Source organism: Lachnospiraceae bacterium oral taxon 096, assembly GCA_018141845.1.
Classification (GTDB): Bacteria; Bacillota; Clostridia; order Lachnospirales; family Lachnospiraceae; genus F0428.
The window spans coordinates 573,665-589,889 of sequence record CP073340.1; the positions used below are offsets into that span (position 1 = coordinate 573,665).

14 protein-coding genes and 3 pseudogenes are annotated in these 16,225 nt (G+C 37.8%); 9 read left to right on the forward strand and 8 right to left on the reverse strand.

Features of this window, described 5'->3' with window-relative positions:
• Positions 1–31 precede the first annotated feature (31 nt).
• A pseudogene (locus J5A74_02870) lies at positions 32–817 on the reverse strand (hypothetical protein).
• A 17-nt stretch (positions 818–834) separates the two neighbouring features.
• Complete coding sequence (locus tag J5A74_02875) at positions 835–990, reverse strand: helix-turn-helix transcriptional regulator (GenBank protein QUI96287.1); 156 nt, start codon at positions 988–990, stop codon at positions 835–837.
• A 110-nt stretch (positions 991–1,100) separates the two neighbouring features.
• On the opposite strand from J5A74_02875, the gene J5A74_02880 reads away from it, so the two are divergent.
• The 6 genes and pseudogenes from J5A74_02880 to J5A74_02905 all read left to right on the forward strand — a co-directional run bounded on the left by J5A74_02880 (position 1,101) and on the right by J5A74_02905 (position 4,736).
• Positions 1,101–1,400 (forward strand): transposase, encoded by a 300-nt coding sequence (locus tag J5A74_02880; protein ID QUI96288.1) that lies wholly within the window; start codon positions 1,101–1,103, stop codon positions 1,398–1,400.
• Positions 1,401–1,402: 2 nt separating this feature from the next.
• A pseudogene (locus J5A74_02885) lies at positions 1,403–2,302 on the forward strand (IS3 family transposase).
• A gap of 142 nt (positions 2,303–2,444) precedes the next feature.
• Positions 2,445–2,648, forward strand: a complete 204-nt coding sequence (locus J5A74_02890) for a helix-turn-helix domain-containing protein (GenBank protein QUI96289.1) — start codon at positions 2,445–2,447, stop codon at positions 2,646–2,648.
• 15 nt (positions 2,649–2,663) lie between these two features.
• Positions 2,664–3,118, forward strand: a pseudogene (locus J5A74_02895) (NUDIX domain-containing protein).
• Between the two features lie 17 nt (positions 3,119–3,135).
• Positions 3,136–3,960 (forward strand): MspI family type II restriction endonuclease, encoded by an 825-nt coding sequence (locus J5A74_02900; protein QUI96290.1) that lies wholly within the window; start codon positions 3,136–3,138, stop codon positions 3,958–3,960.
• A gap of 14 nt (positions 3,961–3,974) precedes the next feature.
• Entirely contained in the window at positions 3,975–4,736 is a 762-nt protein-coding gene (locus J5A74_02905) for a site-specific DNA-methyltransferase (protein ID QUI96291.1), read from the forward strand.
• A gap of 46 nt (positions 4,737–4,782) precedes the next feature.
• Here J5A74_02905 and dcm read toward each other — a convergent pair whose 3' ends face one another.
• The 6 genes from dcm to J5A74_02935 all read right to left on the reverse strand — a co-directional run bounded on the left by dcm (position 4,783) and on the right by J5A74_02935 (position 11,574).
• Entirely contained in the window at positions 4,783–6,183 is a 1,401-nt protein-coding gene (gene dcm / locus J5A74_02910; GenBank protein QUI96292.1) for a DNA (cytosine-5-)-methyltransferase, read from the reverse strand.
• Complete coding sequence (locus tag J5A74_02915) at positions 6,176–6,406, reverse strand: helix-turn-helix transcriptional regulator (GenBank protein ID QUI96293.1); 231 nt, start codon at positions 6,404–6,406, stop codon at positions 6,176–6,178. Before J5A74_02915 ends, dcm begins: the two co-directional genes overlap by 8 nt.
• 234 nt (positions 6,407–6,640) lie before the next feature.
• Positions 6,641–7,606 carry a recombinase family protein gene (locus J5A74_02920; GenBank protein ID QUI96294.1) on the reverse strand — a complete coding sequence of 322 codons (966 nt, stop codon included), beginning with the start codon at positions 7,604–7,606 and terminating at the stop codon, positions 6,641–6,643.
• Positions 7,607–7,865: 259 nt separating this feature from the next.
• A complete protein-coding gene (gene rlmD, locus J5A74_02925; protein ID QUI96295.1) occupies positions 7,866–9,278 on the reverse strand; it encodes a 23S rRNA (uracil(1939)-C(5))-methyltransferase RlmD in 1,413 nt (470 codons plus the stop codon).
• A 34-nt stretch (positions 9,279–9,312) separates the two neighbouring features.
• On the reverse strand, positions 9,313–10,260 hold the full coding sequence (locus J5A74_02930) for an HD domain-containing protein (protein ID QUI96296.1): 948 nt from the start codon (positions 10,258–10,260) through the stop codon (positions 9,313–9,315).
• A 21-nt stretch (positions 10,261–10,281) separates the two neighbouring features.
• A complete protein-coding gene (locus tag J5A74_02935; protein QUI96297.1) occupies positions 10,282–11,574 on the reverse strand; it encodes a serine protease in 1,293 nt (430 codons plus the stop codon).
• Positions 11,575–11,692: 118 nt separating this feature from the next.
• On the opposite strand from J5A74_02935, the gene J5A74_02940 reads away from it, so the two are divergent.
• From J5A74_02940 to J5A74_02950, 3 genes are read left to right on the forward strand one after another with little or no spacing between them, the layout of a single operon-like run.
• Entirely contained in the window at positions 11,693–14,053 is a 2,361-nt protein-coding gene (locus J5A74_02940) for an endonuclease MutS2 (protein ID QUI96298.1), read from the forward strand.
• A gap of 15 nt (positions 14,054–14,068) precedes the next feature.
• Positions 14,069–14,764, forward strand: coding sequence for a response regulator transcription factor (locus tag J5A74_02945; GenBank protein ID QUI96299.1), 696 nt, complete (start codon positions 14,069–14,071; stop codon positions 14,762–14,764).
• A complete protein-coding gene (locus J5A74_02950) occupies positions 14,761–16,167 on the forward strand; it encodes a HAMP domain-containing protein (GenBank protein QUI96300.1) in 1,407 nt (468 codons plus the stop codon). Before J5A74_02945 ends, J5A74_02950 begins: the two co-directional genes overlap by 4 nt.
• Positions 16,168–16,225: the final 58 nt, after the last annotated feature.

The window sequence follows — 16,225 nt, forward strand, 5'->3', positions numbered from 1 at the left end:
CTATTTCAAATTGCGAAGATTTTGTAATTTGCCTATTAAAACTTTCAATAACATCAAATACAGTTAATGGTGAAGTTCCCTCCTGAAAATCTTTAAACTCTTTTATTTCAACAAGTTCTTTATTAACATAATGTTTTGGTATATAAAATTTATTTATATCTTCTAAAACATACTCACTACTATATTTTGTATAATTCCAATTAGTTTCATCAGTTAAGTACAATATTTCATTATACTCATTCATCACCTTAAAGAGTTGATGTCTCACTGCATTAGGAAGTTTAACGCTAATTTTTTTATTTATTATTAGAGATTTATTTCTTTCTGAAAAAGGGATATACATAGCTGGCTTCATTCTATATATTTTCCAACTAAAGACATCTCTTCCAGACAATTTACTTGTGGCAACTATCTCATACCCATCTTCATTTAGTAAAGTATTTATTCTTTCTAAATATCGTTCCCAAGCTCCATTTTCATCTCTCACTTCTGGATGAAATACTTCACAAAGAAAATTTAGCAAAATATTATCTTCACCATCAAGCAGCTGAAATCTTTCGTCTTCGAATATCCAATCATCTGGATAATCGCCATTATGTGTATGCATTATAATTTCTTCTTCTTCTGCATTCTCCACTCTTGAATCTCTACTTTCCCAATCTGCTAAGTTATACAATCTTTTCAAAAATTCAACAACATCAGATCGACCATAATAAGGGTAAAATATATTTTCTGTTATTAACCAATTATCTTCCGTTATTCCTTTTTTGAATAAGTCAAAAATGTCTCGTCTTGTAACACCTGTAATTTTATTCAAAGTATAATCTCCTCATATTAAATTTTCACACATTCTACTATTTCCTCAATATCACAATCCAATGCATTGCAAATTCTAAGCAAAACATCTGTAGTTACATTCTGCCCGTTCTTCATTTTGTAAAATGTACTTTTACTCACTTTTGCCTTTTCCATCAATTCGTTATTTGTCATATCTAAATCAATGAGTTTTTTGAACAATCTGGTGTTAGAATATAATTAGTACAAAACAAAATGAGATATTTCCTTATTTGTTATATAATAAACCTTAGGAGGAACTCATTATGTCAAGTAAAAGAAACCATCACTCAAAACAGTTTAAGCTGGATGCTATCAACTATCGAAATGAACATCCTGATCTTACTCAAGTTGAATGTGCCAAGAATCTTGGTATTGGTGTTAGTACACTTGCCAAATGGGAAAGTCAATTTCGTAATAATGACGGTGACATTCCCGTTCGTGGCTCAGGTAACTATCAATCTGATGATGCAAAAGAAATAGCTCGCCTTAAACGTGAGCTTCGTGATGCTCAGGATGCTCTTGATGTACTAAAAAAAGCCATAAGCATTCTGGGGAAAAGCTAACTATTGCTATCTATACAGAGATTTCTGCAAAGGTAGAGGCAGCTAAAGTAAACGGACACCATGTCTCTACTTCCGGAATGTTTAAATTTTTAGGTGTGTCTCGATCCGGATATCGTTCTTTTCTTAATAGAAAACTATCTTCTACTATTCAGAGGAAGGAAACTATCAAGAAGAATATCTGGCTTATTTATGATGCTTCAAAACAAAACTATGGTGCTCCTAAAATAACCAAAGAACTTCGTAAGTCGGGTGAAACTATTGCTGAACGCACTGTAGGAAAATATATGCATGAAATGGGTATTAAAGCCTAATGGATTAAGCCTTTTACTACCACTACCAGAGGCTCTGATTTTAGTACTGAACTTACAAACATACTTGATGAACGATTTAACCCGGAACGCCCCAATGCCGTATGGTGCACAGATATTACTTATATATGGACTCAAAATGGCTTTGTCTACCTTAATTGTGTTATGGACTTATTTGCCAGGAAAATAATAGCCTGGACTCTTTCTGATACTATGGAAGTATCAAATGTTGTAGCCACAATTAATAAAGCAAAGGCTTATCGTAATATCGAACAACCTTTAATAATACATTCAGATCGTGGTAGCCAGTATGTATCAAATGCTTGGCGTGAAGCCACCAAAACTATGCAACGAAGCTATTCTCGTTGTGCCTATCCATATGATAATGCGTGCATTGAATCATTTCATTCATTGATTAAAAGAGAATGGCTAAACAGATTCAGTATTCAAAACTACAGCCACGCATATAGGCTTGTATTTGAGTACATTGAAGCCTTTTATAACACGGTAAGGATTCATAGTCATTGTGATTATATGTCTCCTGACGAGTTTGAAAAGCTATATAATAAGGCACGTGTTCTTCCGGCATCTTAGTCGGTAGAACCTCTCATTTTAATTTGTACTAAATCTTGACATAGGACCAGTAAGGATGTAGAACTTTTAAAGAACTATCTCATAGATAGACAATAAGAAGAAGATCCACTTGATTTTTTCTGTAACACAAGGAGGTTGAGATATGAGAATCAGCTATAATAAATTATGGAAAATGTTAATCGACAAAGAAATGAACAAAAATGACTTAAAAGATGCTGCCGGAATCAGTGCAGCATCAATTGCCAAACTTGGCAAAGGGGCAAATATCACCACTGATGTTCTTCTAAAAATCTGTGAGGCTATGGATTGTAGATTGGAGGACATCATGGAAACAATAAAGGATTAGGAGTTGATAATACCAATGAATCGCAATACATCCGTGGAACTCACCAATATGTGAATGGTCTACGATAGAAACGGCAATGTCCTAGTTGAGGAAAAAGTCGGTAAGGACTCTCGTGGTTAATTTTTCCTGGTGGTCATGTTGAGAACAGAGAATCTGTTGTTGATTCAATGATCAGAGAAATAAAAGAAGAAACCGAATTGACCATATCCAATCTAGAATTTTGTGGTGTTAAGGATTGGATTGAAGAAGACGGGTCTCGATATATGGTGTTCTTATACAAAACCAACATATTTTCAGGAACTATCAAATCATCGTCCGAAGGGGATGTTTTTTGGATGCCACTTGAAGAATTGAAACAAAAGGAAACTCTATGGCATTTAGATAAAATGCTTGAGATATTTTGTGGCAATGGAGTGACCGAACTGTACTTTGATCAAAAAGCTTCAGCCACTTACACAATATTAAAATAACCATTAGGAGGTACATTATGAAAACAGCATTACTTAACTCACTTTATGTGAAATACAACATTGCAAACCTAACATTTGGAGCAATCCATGATAAACTTGGAGATGTTTATGAGGAATATTGCGAAACAATATTAAATGCTAAGGCTTACTTGGATAATTTAAAAGCAGGAAATATTGCGTCACTTGAAGAAGAAGTACTTTATCACATTCTTACTTGTAACAATCTGAGTAATTTTAATGCTATTAACAGAATAACTGCTACAACTATTATCCCGCATAGAAGTACAGGTGGAAATTCAAAAACCGATATCATTGCAACTGTTCAATTAGTAAATAGAGACATAATCACTTTACCTATTAGCTGCAAGCAGTCCACTGTTCCTAAAGTTGCATTAGCTGAATTTGATGTGGATACTATCTGTAAAGAAATGGGGATTACTAATCCTAGACTAAAACAACTACTTATGAAACATCAAGTAGATTGCTCTGCAAAGAACTTCACGGCAGCCGAAAAAGCAGAATTAACTGCATTGATGGCTCCAATCGGAAGAGATTTTGTTCGTTGGGTCTTAACAGGTTCACCAACCACAAATCCTAATGATGTATGTATTCCTACGTCATTAATAAAATTCAAATTAAAGAAACCAACTGACAGGTATAATATTAATATTGCCAAAGGTGATTTCGACTACATATCGTTTGAGATGCTTACAATCGAGGAGTGTATTGATAGAATAATGTATAAGAGCAATGGAACCCTGAAACCAGGAGGTTTTAACACTGGCCTTTCATGGACATATGCCACAGGTTCAAAAGGTCAGAAAATGCAGTTTAAAGGTTAAGAGGTAATATTTGCATGAAATATAGAACATATTATCAAGAAGAGAATGCAAAGATTCTTTTAACAGATACCCTGAAAACAACCGTAATAAAAAATGACTCCATAGATTTGATAGTTACTTCACCACCATATAATTTAGACATGAACTACAAGTCCTGTAACGATAACCAACCATACGATGAATACTTAAAATTCACTAGGCAATGGTTACGTAAAGCTTATAAATGGTTAAAGAAAGATGGTAGAATGTGCCTCAATATTCCTTTGGATAAAAATAAAGGTGGACACCAAAGTGTCGGAGCTGATATCACCACTATAGCAAAAGAAGTAGGTTTCAAATATCATTCTACTGTCGTATGGAACGAGGGCAATATTTCAAAATCCTCTGCATGGGGTTCCTGGATGAGTGCATCATCACCTTATGTTATTGCACCAGTCGAATTGATTGTGCTTCTATACAAAGATTCATGGAAAAAAATAAGTGGTAGCCGAATTAACAATATTGAACGTAACGAATTTATATCATGGACTAATGGTGTATGGACTTTTAAAGGTGAAAGCAAAAGAAAAATCGGTCACCCAGCACCATTTCCTGTCGAACTACCAAAAAGATGCATTAAGTTATTCAGTTATGTTGGTGACACTGTTTTAGATCCATTTATGGGAAGTGGTTCTACTGTTATTGCTGCTAAACAAAATAATCGAATTGGAATTGGAATAGATTTCGAAGAAGAATATTGTGAACTAGCAAAACAAAGAATTTTAAAAGAAACATAAAAAAAGGCCATAGTAGAAAAAATTCTCTACTATGGCCTTAATGCTCTTATTTATCAGCAAGAACCTTTACAAACTGTCTAGCTAAAGCAAACGCTAGTAATGGTGGAATAGCATCACCAATTTGCTCGTATTTATCCTGTTCCTTTGCACTATGGAAAGCAACATAAGGACCTGCAAACTGATACCAATCCGGAAAACTCTGTAATCTAGCCGCTTCTCGTGGTGTTATTGCTCTGTTTATATATGGATGAAGTACTTCATCCAAACAATGTGATGTTACAGTAAAACTTGGTTCATCGTCAAGTAAACGTCTATTTCTACTTCCATATATTGTATTAGGGAATAGATGTCTATACTTTTCGATTTCTCCTGATTCAGTCAACCCATTAAATGTGGATTTCATGCTTTCTCTCACACCTATAAGGGCAAGCAATTCTTGCTTCTTCTTTGTATGACCAGGACCTTTGTGTGCAGAAACACTACATTCGTTATATAATCCTTCTTCTATAAGATGCTTTGGTACCTGGGCATTCATATCATTACTTTCGTATTTATTACCTCTCATTATAGAAACAAACCATTCTTGATTAGCATTTTTAAAGGATTTAAGTGGTGTATATGATGTAGATTCTTCACCCATCCCAACCTGGTCTAAGTCTAAAATAGCGTCTCCTGCAGTAACGTAAGGACATTCGCATCCAGGACCATGTGTTTTTTCTGGATAATCAAATTCTATACTCTCCAAATCTTTTCTAATCGCCACCAAAAACAATCTTTCCCTTGCCTGAGGTACACCATAATCACAAGCCTTAAGAAGGATATCCTCTTGTCTTCGAGACACCAGTCTATAACTAGGTGTTACATTTTCATCTTCAAATGTATCGCAGATATATTGAAAAATTGCTCCTTTAACACCATTTTTAGCTTTTGAAAACATACCTTTTACATTTTCAAAAAGAATAGCTTTTGTTTTAACAGTTCTTGCAATTCTTACAATATTACTAAATAAATCATCTCTATCATCTCCTGCTGTTCTTGTTCCTGCAATGCTGAAACTTTCACAAGGAGCACCTCCTGAAACGATGTCCACAGTTTCCTTTTCTGAGTCAATTCCATATCTTGCTAACAGAAAATCCTTAATCATTTTGCTGCTAACAAGATTAATATCTCCATGAATAACAAGGGATCTTGTACTTTCAACCATATAAGATTGTAGATATGCTTCATCCTTATCATCTTCTAAAGCATATTTTGCCAATTCGAATACTTCCGCATTATGGCTAACTGAATATGTTTCGACCGTTGTATCAATCCATTCAACTGCAATAAGAGGAAGGATCCCAGCCCATTTAAAACCAGTACACAAACCACCTGGTCCAGAGAATAAATCAATGCTGACAAGTTTAAAATCTTCGTCTTTCATTCTTTGTTTTAAGCTATTATTCATATTTACCTCTATCATCAGGAGTGGTTTCTGCCAACTCCAAAATATCATTAATATCACAATTCAACGCTTCACATATTTTCACTAAAATATTAGTATTCACGTTTTCATTTCTTCCAAGCTTTGCAATACAAGTAGAACTTATTCCTGCCATTTCTCCGAGATCTTTTTTCTTTAAATCTCTATCAATTAGCAGTTTCCATAATTTTTTATATGAAATTTGCATACATTACACCTTTCTAAATTCTTCTTATTCAATTATAAGAAAAAAAGACTTTAATGTCAATATTAAATTATGCATTCGCGTAATTATCTACATTTAATTTGATTTTAATTCTTTTATCAGATAATAGTTTGTGCGAATTGTCAATCATTCCTATTTTTAAATTTTATTGTATGGTCAACCTATACTCAATAGTTTTGTACGGTCAACCTAATTCTTTGTCTTGTTTCATGTCCTCTACAATTCATTTACGTTCTCCTTTCTACTCGTTTTCGAACTATACTTTTTACTCTTTCTTCGAGACTTTCCATCTTCTCCAATTTCAACATTACTACGAAGTTCCATTTCTAGTTGAACTGCTTCAAATTGCTCTTTTGAAATTATCCCTTCGTGATGGTTCTTATTCAAATAACGATTCTCCGTTCCTCCTGAATCCGCAATTGCCACATCACCAGTATATTTTTCTCGTATTAACATGGATTCAATTGCTCTTTTACTCCATCGCTCTTTGTCTGTAGATGTTTTTATTTTCTTTTCTTCCAGTTTATCTATGATTCCACCAATACTATATCCTTCAAGATACCAGTCGTAAATTCTTCTAACAACGCTTGCTTCTTCTTCATCAATTATAAGCATTCCATTCTTATCTTTTTTGTAGCCGTAACAGGCTCTATTATATAGTCCTGATGTTCCATCCTCGGCTCTGTATTTTAAGCCCAAGCGTATATTTTCGCTTCTCCAGTCATTTTCTGCTTGGTCACACGCTTCAATTATACTAATCAATAATTCATCTTTAACGGTCTCTGTATCTATCTTATCTTTCTCAAAGATAATTCTTTTCCCAGCTGCTCGTATTCTTCTAATAGCTTCTAAGCCTTCTTTAGCATCACGTCCAAAACGGCTAAGACTTTTAGTAAGAATAATATCTAAATTCCCATGCTCGCACTCATTTATCATTCTATTAAATTCTGATCTTTTTGATCCTATCTTAGCAGATGCAACATCAATAAAAACATCCGCCACAAACCATGTTCTATGTGCAGCCGCTAGTCTCGTCAATCCCGATATTTGTGCCGATAAACTATCCATTTGGGCTTTATGGCTTGTACTTACACGAGTATATATCCCCACAGCATAATCTTTTATAACTTCCTGCTTCTGTATTACAGTTACATTTTCAGCCATATCTTTTATTCCGTTCATAGAGATTCTCCACTAATATTTTAGTATACTTATTTCTTAGTTATATTATAATGTTAATTAGGCTATTCTGCAATTATCATATTTTTAGCTGGGTGCGAGTGGGTGCATTTTTTCTTGTTATCCATTCCCTAGCGTCAACTCCCATCTATAGATATGTTCCTACTAAACCTTATTTTCTCTCAAATAATAAGGCTTACTCTAAGCTAACGATACTTTTTAACGATAGCCTATAAATAAGCCTTTATTTTATATACTTTATTTACTCAGTGGGTGCAACTTTTGACATCAATACAACACACTCGACATGACTAGTATGCGGAAATTGATCGACGGCCTGCACCTTTTTTAGTTGATAGCCATTTGCTGTTAAATACTTTAAATCTCTGGCTAGGGTGGCACTGTCACAGCTGACATAGACCATTCGCTCTGGCTGCATGGCTACCATGGTCTCTAGGCAGGCACGATCACAGCCTTTTCTCGGTGGATCAACGACGATGACATCGGGATGCGACTGCTGATGATTTCCATTCTTTAGGGCATTTTGATACATTGCAGGAAGCACTTCTTCTGCCTTGCCCACAAAAAAGTCAGCATTGGTGATATGGTTTTTCTTCGCGTTGTTTTTAGCATCCAAGATAGCGGCCTCTACAATTTCCACTCCATAGACTTGTTTTGCCTTTCTTGCCAGAAAAAGAGAAATTGTACCTATCCCACAATATAGGTCCCAAACGGTCTCCTTGCCTGTGAGATTCGCAAACTCTAGGGCCTTGTCATACAAGACCTTGGTCTGCAGGGGATTCACTTGATAAAATGACAATGGTGAGATTTCAAAGGCAATATCTCCGATAGAATCTGTGATGGTTAGTGGGCCAAAGAGTTGAAGGATTTCTCTTCCCATAATGACATTTGTATTTTGTGTATTGATATTGAGGCTGATGCTGATCATGCCCTCTATGGACTTTAATCTCTCTATTAAAATATTACTCTTTGGAAGAGATTTGCCATTGATAATGATGCAAACCATCACTTGATCCTGCCCTTGATCTTTTCCTTCTCGAATTAAGACATGGCGAACAAGACCCTTGCTCGTGGTCTCATCATAAGAAGAAATATGATGTTCTCGCATAAAGTCTAGGATCGTTTCTAGGATTATTTGATTCTTTTTTTGACCGAGCAAACAATTTGTCCAAGGAATAATACTATGTGTTCTACCCGCATAAAATCCAGCAATTAGATTTCCCTCTCGATCTGTGCCAATGGGATACTGTGCCTTATTTCTGTAGTGCCATGGCTCTTTCATTCCAATAATGGGAGCAATTTCTACCTCTTCCAAGACTTCTCTAGAAAAACCGCCAAGTCGTATCAAGTTATTGATGACTTTATTTTGCTTAAATGCAAGTTGTGCACGATAAGATACACTCTGCAGTGCACAGCCACCACATGGTCTAGCCACTGGACAGCGAAGCTCAACTCGATCCTTGCTCTCCTTGAGAATTTCTACTACTCTCGCATACCCATAACTTTTCTTGGTCTTCATCACCACTGCACGCACTCTGTCCCCAATGACACTATCCTTAATAAACCATGTAAAAGCATCGGTCTTTCCGATACCTTCTCCGTCTGTGCTAAAATCAGTGATATCTACTTCAATGACATCGCCTTTTTTGTTCATTTCCTCTTCCTCTATCTCAACCTCTTGGCATCTTCTATTCTATATCTGTTCTCATAATATTGGTTTCCAGCAGGCGATTATATCCCATCCATTGTACATTTATATCTCCAGAGGCAAAAATTTCCTTCATTGTCTCTAATTTTGCATCGGTGTTGTCTGCAAGATTTAAAGCCATGGCCTCCACAAGGGCTGGCTTTTTTGGTGAGCCATACTCTAATTCCCCGTGATGGGCAAGAATACAATGATTTAATTGCAAGAGCACCTTCCTTGGGAAGTTTTCAATGGCTCTTGCCTTGTCATTAATCATCTCTACACCGATCATAATATGTCCGAGCAATTGACCATCATCTGTGTAGTCATTTTCTGGGAATGCAGATAACTCTATGGTCTTTCCAATATCATGACAGAGTGCCGCAGTAATCAATAAATCATGATTTAAAAATGGATAGGCAATGCAATAGTATTCACATAGTTTTGTGATACTCAGTGTGTGCTCTAAAAGTCCTCCGACAAATCCATGGTGTACACTCTTTGCTGCAGAGGAAAAACAAAACTTTCGAACAAATTCTTGATCTCGAACAAATAGTGATATCAACAATTCATGGAGATATGGATTCTTCACTGTATCCAACTCCTGTACCAATTCATTGTACATCTGGTTGATGTCCTTTTCGCTCACTGGCAAATAGTCGGATGGAAGATATTCCGTTTCCCTTGCCTTTCTCACTCGCCTCACATTGAGCTGATAATTATTATTAAAAATGGTGACATCGGCCTCGATGGCAATGTAATCTAGTGCCTCAAAGTCCCCAATTCCTGGTGAGCCCAAATCCCAAATCTTGGCATCCACGGTTCCTGTGCGATCCTGCAATAAAAGGCTTTCGTACTCCTTACCTGCCTTTGTCAATTGAATTTGTTTACTCTTGCAAAGGTATATCTCTGATATGTGCATACCTTCTCTAAATGTCGAAATATATTTCATTTTTTTCCTCTCTTAACCTACCTATCTTGCACCCACATTGACTGTAAATACAACTTCTTTGTACTTTCCCACACTACTGCGTCTTACCTTAACAGAAATGCTCTCTCCAACATTTAGGCCTTCCAGTGCCTTCTTGTACTCACCTATATTTTTGACCGAAATGCTTCCCACATCTGTAACAATATCGCCCACCTGTATTCCAGCTACATAAGCTGGTGAATCATTCGCACAACTGGTCACATAAATGCCTGCCGGTGTTCCCGCCTCTCGCATATTTAATGGAATTTCCGCTCCCTGAATGCCAATATAGGGACTGGTCTTTGCATTGCTCATCCGCTCTAAAATATTTTTAAAATCCGAAATGCCATAGACCACAAAACGCCTGCTGTCGTTACTTTCCTTTTCGCTTGTCTTTACTGCAAATCCGACAAGTTCTCCCTTGACATTGACAATAAAAGTGCCACTGTCGGCATCTAGTTTTGCATCTGTGTAGATAAATCTTGCTGTTCCATCCACCACGCTCATATTTCTTGCGACATAGGAAACAATGCCATAGCTTGTGGAATGTACCATTCCCATTGGGCTTCCAATGCTCATAATCACCTGTCCTCTTCGAACCTCATTGGAATTGCCAAGTGAAATTGCACCCACTGATTGCAATGTGCGTTCTTCAAGATTGCTCTTTTCCACAGAAACAATGCTAAGACCTGTAATTTTGTCCACACCCTTTACTGTCGCCGCACTCACCACCCCATTGTCAAAGGTGACTTCAATAGAGTCTGCTCCTCCTGTCGCCTTTATTGGGGCAAGGATGACATACTCACTGTCTGTGCTGGCAATGACAATCCCAGAACAAACCCCTGTCGTTGGCACTGTGTTGTCAAACCACTCCTTCTCATTTTTGACTGACTGAATAGAGACAATGGTCTTATCAAGATCACTGCCAATCTCACTTAAACTAGAAATCATATTTGCAAAATCCTCCGCCGAGTAGCGGTATTGCTGGATGGCAGATTGTACAATGTCAGCTACAGGTTCACTTGTCTCCTTTGCTGAAGTTGTCTCATCTCCCTCTTGTACATCGGGAGCGTCTTTTGGAATTTTTACTACTTCCTGTGTCTGCTTTGGATAGGCGTGGTGCAACAAGGGCGATAGCAGAAGTGCTGCCAAAACTGCACATATTCCAAATACAAAGCCACAGATACTAAATCCCAATACACGCTTTCCTATTTGCCGTAGAATTTGCTTTTTATCTTTCTCCGGCTCAATGACCTTTTCCTTGATAAAATCTTTCTTCTCTCTACTATCAGGCATCTATTCCCTCACTTTTAAGTACAAAACTTTATTGTAACTGAATTATACTTTGTATTGCACACTTGTGCAAGCTTTTGTATACTCTATGAGAATACTACTTTTATATAGAGGAAAAATTATGAATAAAAAGTCATTAAAAATATTGGAATACCCAAAAATCATTCAACTTTTGGTTGCCCATGCAACCTCTGACCCTGGAAGAAAACTATGCCAAGAACTTCTTCCATTCGATCAATTTGAGGACATCATTCACGCCCAAAAAGAGACTACCGATGCTGTCTCTCGCATTCGAACCAAGGGAGGAATTAGTTTTGGCAATGTAAAAAACATCGGCGAGGCCTTAAAACGCCTAGAAGTTGGCTCATCACTGAGTATTTTAGAACTTCTTCGCATCGGTTCACTCCTACGAAACACTGCTCACGCCAGAGATTATGGCGTGCACGAGGAAGATGATGATCTTGATTCCCTTGAGGAATATTTCCGCATTCTTGACCCAATTTCTGCACTTTCTAAGGAGATTTCTCGATGCATTATTGGGGAGGAGACGATTGCTGACGAAGCCTCCCCAGGTCTTTCTAAGGTGAGAAGACAGCAAAAGGGAATTCTATCACGCATGCACAATGAATTAAATTCCATTCTCAATGCCCACCGAGACTATTTAATGGACTCTGTCATTGCCATGAGAGATGGAAGTTACTGTCTCCCTGTAAAAAGTGAATTTAAAAATAAAGTTCCTGGCGTTGTCCACGACCAAAGTTCCACAGGATCTACTGTATTCATTGAACCAATGGCCGTCATTCGAATGAACAATGAACTTCGAGAACTTGAAATTCAGGAGAAAAAAGAAATTGAGGCGATTTTAAAGAGTTTGAGTGAGCAAGCCGCCCCATTTGTGGAAAATCTAAGAATCAATCAAGAGACGCTCACCCACCTCGACTTTGTCTATGCCAAGGCCAATTTGTCCAAATCAATGACAGCTAGTGAACCTATTTTTAATCAAAAGGGATGGATTCACATTAAGGATGGCCGTCACCCTCTTTTGGATAAAAATAAGGTAGTTCCTATCACAGTTTCGCTTGGAAAAGACTATGACCTTCTCATTGTCACAGGACCAAATACAGGTGGAAAGACAGTTTCTCTAAAGACTGTCGGTCTATTTACCTTGATGGGGCAAGCTGGACTTCATATCCCTGCCTTTGAGGGAAGTGAACTTGCCGTCTTTTCGGATGTCTTTGCCGACATTGGAGATGAACAAAGCATCGAACAGTCCCTATCCACCTTCTCTGGACATATGAAGCGAATCGTGGAGATCCTAGATCAGGCCGACAGCCAATCTCTCTGCCTATTTGACGAGTTGGGAGCGGGAACTGACCCAACAGAGGGAGCTGCACTGGCCATCTCCATTCTCTCCTTCCTCCACCGAATGAAGGCGAGAACAATGGCAACCACGCACTACAGCGAACTAAAAGTCTTTGCCTTGTCCACACCTGGTGTAGAAAATGCCAGCTGTGAGTTTAATGTTGAAACCTTACAGCCAACCTATCGCATCCTCATTGGTATTCCAGGAAAGTCCAATGCCTTTGCTATATCAAAGAAATTGGGACTTCCCGAATATATCATTGACGAGGCAAAAACACATATTGCACAGGACGAGCAAAGCTTTGAAGATTTATTGGTAAAATTAGAGCAAGACCGCATTACTATGGAAAAAGAACGGCTAGAAATTGAGCGCTACAAGAAGGAAATTGAAAGCCTCAAGCGTCACTACACTCTTCAGGACGAAAAATTAGATGAACGAAAAGAAAAAATCATCAATGCCGCCAAAGAAGAAGCTGAATCTATTCTTTCAAAGGCCAAGGAAACTGCAGATAACACAATTAAAAATATCAATAAGATTGCTTCTGGTGCAGGGCTTGGCAAAGCACTTGAAAAGGAAAGAGATACTCTTCGCAATTCCCTAAAGAGTGTGGAAAAAATGGAAAAGAAGAAAAAGCCAAAGAAATCTGCGGATAAAAAACCTGAAAAATTGCAAATTGGAGACACCGTCCATGTCTTTAGTATGAATTTAAATGGTACGGTTTCCACTCTGCCAAATGACAAGGGCAATTTCTTTGTTCAAATGGGTATCTTAAGAAGCCAAGTCAATATCAAAGATGTCGAACTTGTTCAGGAAAAAGAGCCTGTACTCTCCCCAAAGATGCCAAGACGCAGTTCATCCATGATGAAGGCCGCACATATTTCCCCTGAAATCAATGTCATTGGCAAAAATGTGGATGAGGCATGTGCCATCCTAGACAAATATCTAGATGATGCCCTCCTTGCCCACCTCGACTATGTTCGCATCATCCATGGGCGAGGAACTGGGGCACTTCAAAAGGGTATCCATGCCTACTTAAAGCGTCAAAGCTTTGTAAAGAACTACCACCTCGCTGAATACGATGATGGCGGAACAGCTATCACCATTGTAACATTTAAATAAAATGAAAGGAGATCTATGAACAGTAAACCCAAAGTCCTCATTGTTGATGATGACGATTACATCTCTGACCTTGTCTCTCTCTATCTCGAGAAAGAACAATTTCAGACAAAAAGTGCACTGGATGGAGAATCTGCACTCAAATTATTTGCAGAATTTAAGCCCGACATTGTGATTCTCGATTTAATGCTTCCTGGCATCGATGGATATCAGGTCTGTCGTGAAATTCGAAGGACCTCTCAAGTCCCAATTCTTATGCTCTCAGCCAAGGGAGAGGTCTTTGACCGAGTACTTGGGCTTGAACTGGGTGCGGATGACTATCTGGTCAAACCATTTGACACTAAGGAATTGATGGCCAGAGTAAAGGCACTCTTTCGCCGTGTGCAGACACAAAAACCTCAAGAACAACATGGTGATTATGTCGAATATCCCGATCTACTCGTCAATATGACCAATTACTCTGTGGTTTATAAAGGACAAAATATTGATATGCCACCAAAAGAGCTTGAACTTTTGTATTTTCTTGCTTCCAGCCCAAATCATGTCTTTACTAGAGAACAGCTCCTCGACCACATTTGGGGATATGAATACATTGGAGATACCCGAACTGTGGATGTTCACATCAAGAGATTGCGCGAAAAAATTAAGGACAATCAACATTGGTCTATTTCGACTGTCTGGGGAATTGGCTATAAATTTGAGGTGCGAAGATGAAACAGCACTCGCTCTATCTAAAATTTCTGCTTGGCTATCTGATCTTTGGTGTCACGGCCTTTATTGCCATCGCCACTCTTTCTTCTCGACTCACCTACAGTTACTTGATTGAGTCGAGAAGTTCTACACTCTATGATGAGGCCAACTTAATTGCCACCTCCTATTCGACACTTTATAATGTCGGCAACTTAAAACTCGATGAGGCCTACCCTCAACTTGAAGCTGTGTCCACTTTTCTTGGGGCACAAATTTGGGTGATGGATAAGAATGGAAAAATTGTTGTTGACTCAAAGGACGAACGAAATGGGGATATCATCAAGGACTTTGATCCGACTGCCACAGGAAATAAATCCTACAGCACAGGAAATTACTTTGGTTCATTTCCCTATCTCGTTCTCAGTGTGTCTGCTCCCATCACAGGAAACTATAGCACCTATGGCTATGTGGTCATTCACCTGCCCATTGACAAGGTGCTAGAAAGCCGAGACCAAATTTTAAATATTGTGTATATTACATTTTTTATTGTGTTTATCCTTTCCTTGGCCATATTAATTGTCTTTCATTGGAGCGTATACCGCCCACTAAAGACCATCACCGAAGCAGCTAGACAGTATGCTGCTGGAAATTTGGAATATGAAGTTCATCTAAATACTCACGACGAAATGGGCTATCTGGCCAAAAGTCTCAACAATATGTCCAATGAACTCGGTGCCTCAGAAGAATATCAACGAACCTTTATTGCGAATGTCTCTCACGATTTTCGCTCCCCCCTCACTTCCATCAAAGGATACCTAGAAGCAATGTTAGACGGCATCATTAAACCCGATCAATATCCCAAATTTTTACAGCGTGTACTCAATGAAACCGAGCGTCTAACGAAGTTGACTGGTGGAATTTTAACCCTAAGTTCTCTTGATTCTAAGGTAAGGTTAAACCGCATTAACTTTAATATCAATCAAATGATTAAGGATGTTGCAGCCAGTTTTGAAATGCAATGCAAAACCAAAAAGATTATTTTTGATCTAACTTTCTCCGGTGCAAGTTTGGAAGTTTATGCTGATTTTAGTAAAATACAGCAAGTTCTCTACAACTTAATTGACAATGCTATTAAGTTTTCCAATGAGAATTCTACAATTTTTATTTCTTCCTTCCAGCGTCATGACCGCATTTTTGTCTCCATCAAGGACAATGGTGTCGGTGTCCCAAAAAAAGATTTAAAAAAAATCTTTGATCGCTTTTATAAATCTGATGCCTCTAGGGGGAAGGACAAAAAGGGCAGTGGTCTGGGGCTTTCCATTGTCAAAGAGATTTTACAGGCTCATGAAAGTAGCATCGATGTCGTCAGTACCGAAGGATCTGGCACAGAGTTTATATTTTCGTTACCAATTGCAATAGAATTGTAAGTTTACAAATGTTACTTTTCAATGTACACTAGAAGATGTTAGATATTATTTACAAATG

Bases quoted from the DNA above. Each gene is read 5' to 3' on its own strand.
- J5A74_02950 (QUI96300.1), top strand. From the start codon at position 14,761: ATGAAACAGCACTCGCTCTATCTAAAATTTCTGCTTGGCTATCTGATC.
- J5A74_02920 (QUI96294.1), bottom strand. From the start codon at position 7,606: ATGAACGGAATAAAAGATATGGCTGAAAATGTAACTGTAATACAGAAG.
- J5A74_02900 (QUI96290.1), top strand. From the start codon at position 3,136: ATGAAAACAGCATTACTTAACTCACTTTATGTGAAATACAACATTGCA.
- J5A74_02880 (QUI96288.1), top strand. From the start codon at position 1,101: ATGTCAAGTAAAAGAAACCATCACTCAAAACAGTTTAAGCTGGATGCT.
- J5A74_02890 (QUI96289.1), top strand. From the start codon at position 2,445: ATGAGAATCAGCTATAATAAATTATGGAAAATGTTAATCGACAAAGAA.
- dcm (QUI96292.1), bottom strand. From the start codon at position 6,183: ATGAATAATAGCTTAAAACAAAGAATGAAAGACGAAGATTTTAAACTT.
- J5A74_02930 (QUI96296.1), bottom strand. From the start codon at position 10,260: ATGAAATATATTTCGACATTTAGAGAAGGTATGCACATATCAGAGATA.
- J5A74_02905 (QUI96291.1), top strand. From the start codon at position 3,975: ATGAAATATAGAACATATTATCAAGAAGAGAATGCAAAGATTCTTTTA.
- rlmD (QUI96295.1), bottom strand. From the start codon at position 9,278: ATGAACAAAAAAGGCGATGTCATTGAAGTAGATATCACTGATTTTAGC.
- J5A74_02945 (QUI96299.1), top strand. From the start codon at position 14,069: ATGAACAGTAAACCCAAAGTCCTCATTGTTGATGATGACGATTACATC.
- J5A74_02940 (QUI96298.1), top strand. From the start codon at position 11,693: ATGAATAAAAAGTCATTAAAAATATTGGAATACCCAAAAATCATTCAA.
- J5A74_02875 (QUI96287.1), bottom strand. From the start codon at position 990: ATGACAAATAACGAATTGATGGAAAAGGCAAAAGTGAGTAAAAGTACA.
- J5A74_02915 (QUI96293.1), bottom strand. From the start codon at position 6,406: ATGCAAATTTCATATAAAAAATTATGGAAACTGCTAATTGATAGAGAT.
- J5A74_02935 (QUI96297.1), bottom strand. From the start codon at position 11,574: ATGCCTGATAGTAGAGAGAAGAAAGATTTTATCAAGGAAAAGGTCATT.